The organism is Shewanella sp. SG41-4, from assembly GCF_014164505.1.
Taxonomy (GTDB): domain Bacteria; phylum Pseudomonadota; class Gammaproteobacteria; order Enterobacterales; family Shewanellaceae; genus Shewanella.
In genome coordinates, this window is sequence record NZ_JACJFI010000485.1 from 1 (window position 1) to 1,996 (window position 1,996).

The following is a 1,996-nucleotide window of genomic DNA, read 5'->3' on the forward strand; positions in this document are numbered from 1 at the left end:
GGCAGTACAGAGAAATAAAATATGCATAGGCGTTTCATACACAAGATTGCAGATTGTTATATTTAATTACCTTATACTGAACTTGAATTTAGATCATCAATTATTCATTTTCCACATCAAGATTTAGACGCCAACAACGAATGCTCACATCTCTAAATCCATGCCCTGTCTAACATTTTATAGCTGGCAAGCTTTTCCAGTCGGTTGTGTACTGTGGTGTGAGTAAATCTCGTCGCATCGACCATTTTTGTTCAACACCTTGAGCCGCTAAAAATAATGTATCGGTTCCATAGCGCTGGTTTATTCCATCTAACGCTCGCATTAGCGCGGGATTGGCCTTCGAAGTATTGAACATATCGAGTTGAGTGTGTTTTTGAGTGCTTAAATCAAGCAGGCCTACCCCAATTCTGTAATATCGTACACCCAATCTAAACAGTGATGGCGCAGCGTTACTCATCGCTTGCGTTAGCTCGTTTGTGCAATTTGTTGGGCAAGGAAAAGACACTAATACTTTGAAGTTCACTGGGTGTTCATCATAGGGCGAGTTACTCGCGAACAGCATCATGGTTTTACTATGCGAGCCTTGACGTCTCGCTTTTGAGGCAGCAATACTAATATGCTTGCTTAATGCTTGCAGTAATAAATCATAATCTACAATGCGTTCTCCCACACTGCGAGTGGAGAAAATTTGCAGCTTATCTGCCCTCGCCTCATCCCACAGCTTGCACACTTGACCATTTAACTCGCGAACGGTGCGCTCAATTTCAATGCTGAATTGTTTACGCGCTAAGCCTGGTGGAATGTTGGCGAGCTCTAAGGCATTGTTGATATTCATCAGCGCTAGTTTTTTACTTATACGCCGACCAATACCCCACACGTCACTGACACTCATTGAGTGTAAAATAGCTATCCGCTCTTGTTCACTATCAATCACGCACACTCCCTTATAGTCAGGTCGTTTTTTCGCTGCATGATTGGCAGCTTTTGCCAGGGTTAACGTTGTACCCATACCCACACAAACGGGCAGTCGCACTTCTTTCCAGACTGCTCGGCGAATTAATTGACCCTGGGTACGCAAACATTGAATGGCAGGATAACAGTGCTTAAACGATAGAAAGCTTTCATCGATGGAATAAACATGCTGCTCTGGTGCAAAACGACCAATAATGGTCATCATTTTCATCGATAGGTCAGCATAGAGCTCATAGTTGCTTGAGCAGGCAATCACGCCTTGCTTTTGGCATAAGTCTTTTACTTTGAAATAAGGTGCAAACTTAGGCACACCAAGCGCTTTAGCTTGTCGATTAGCAGCAACAATACAGCCATCATTATTACTTAATACGATGATGGGTTTACCCCGCCAATCGGGACGAAAGACCTGCTCCGCACTGCAATAAAATGAGTTCGCATCCACTAAAGCAAACATGGTTAACTCACCTCTGGTTTGCTAGTAAGTAGAGGGCTTTGACGGTGGCAACGGATAGAGCGGATAACAACCCCTTCAACATTGAATGAGTCATAATCATTGATGACTTGGGGCTGGTGTTTTTCATTTGATGACAGAAGCATCCTGCGTGGTTTATCCAGGATTTTACACACAAACTCACCATTGAAATTAGCCACGATGACATCGCCATGACGCACAGTTTCATGGCGGTCCACAATCAATAAATCACCATAAAAAATACCCACACCTTGCATCGAATCGCCAGTAGCAACGCCAATAAATGTGGCACTTGGATGTTCAATTAACAGTTCATCCAGGCTTAATGATAACTGTAAATACTCTGAGGCCGGCGACTCAAAACCGGTAATACCAGCACTGGCATGGATAGGAATAATGCGCATAATATTTACCACTGTATGTATGCAAGGGCTATCCACTTAGCACAACCAATCACTATATATTGTGGTTATCGATTTTTAATTGATTGGTACGTTATCGGCTTAGAACGCACTGCTTGTTCAAGCAACCTGTAGAATAATAATCCCCGAG

2 protein-coding genes are annotated in these 1,996 nt (G+C 43.0%); both read right to left on the reverse strand.

The features are described 5' to 3' along the window. Positions 1-169 precede the first annotated feature (169 nt). Positions 170-1,426 (reverse strand): Y-family DNA polymerase, encoded by a 1,257-nt coding sequence (locus tag H5202_RS21390; protein ID WP_182773828.1) that lies wholly within the window; start codon positions 1,424-1,426, stop codon positions 170-172. A gap of 2 nt (positions 1,427-1,428) precedes the next feature. Beyond that, the gene (locus H5202_RS21395) at positions 1,429-1,848 is read right to left on the reverse strand and encodes a LexA family protein (RefSeq protein ID WP_182773829.1); all 420 of its coding nucleotides are present in this window, start codon (positions 1,846-1,848) and stop codon (positions 1,429-1,431) included. Between the last annotated feature and the right edge of the window lie 148 nt (positions 1,849-1,996).

Excerpts from the sequence above, each read along its gene's own strand:
- H5202_RS21395 (WP_182773829.1), bottom strand. The coding sequence starts at position 1,848 with ATGCGCATTATTCCTATCCATGCCAGTGCTGGTATTACCGGTTTTGAG.
- H5202_RS21390 (WP_182773828.1), bottom strand. The coding sequence starts at position 1,426 with ATGTTTGCTTTAGTGGATGCGAACTCATTTTATTGCAGTGCGGAGCAG.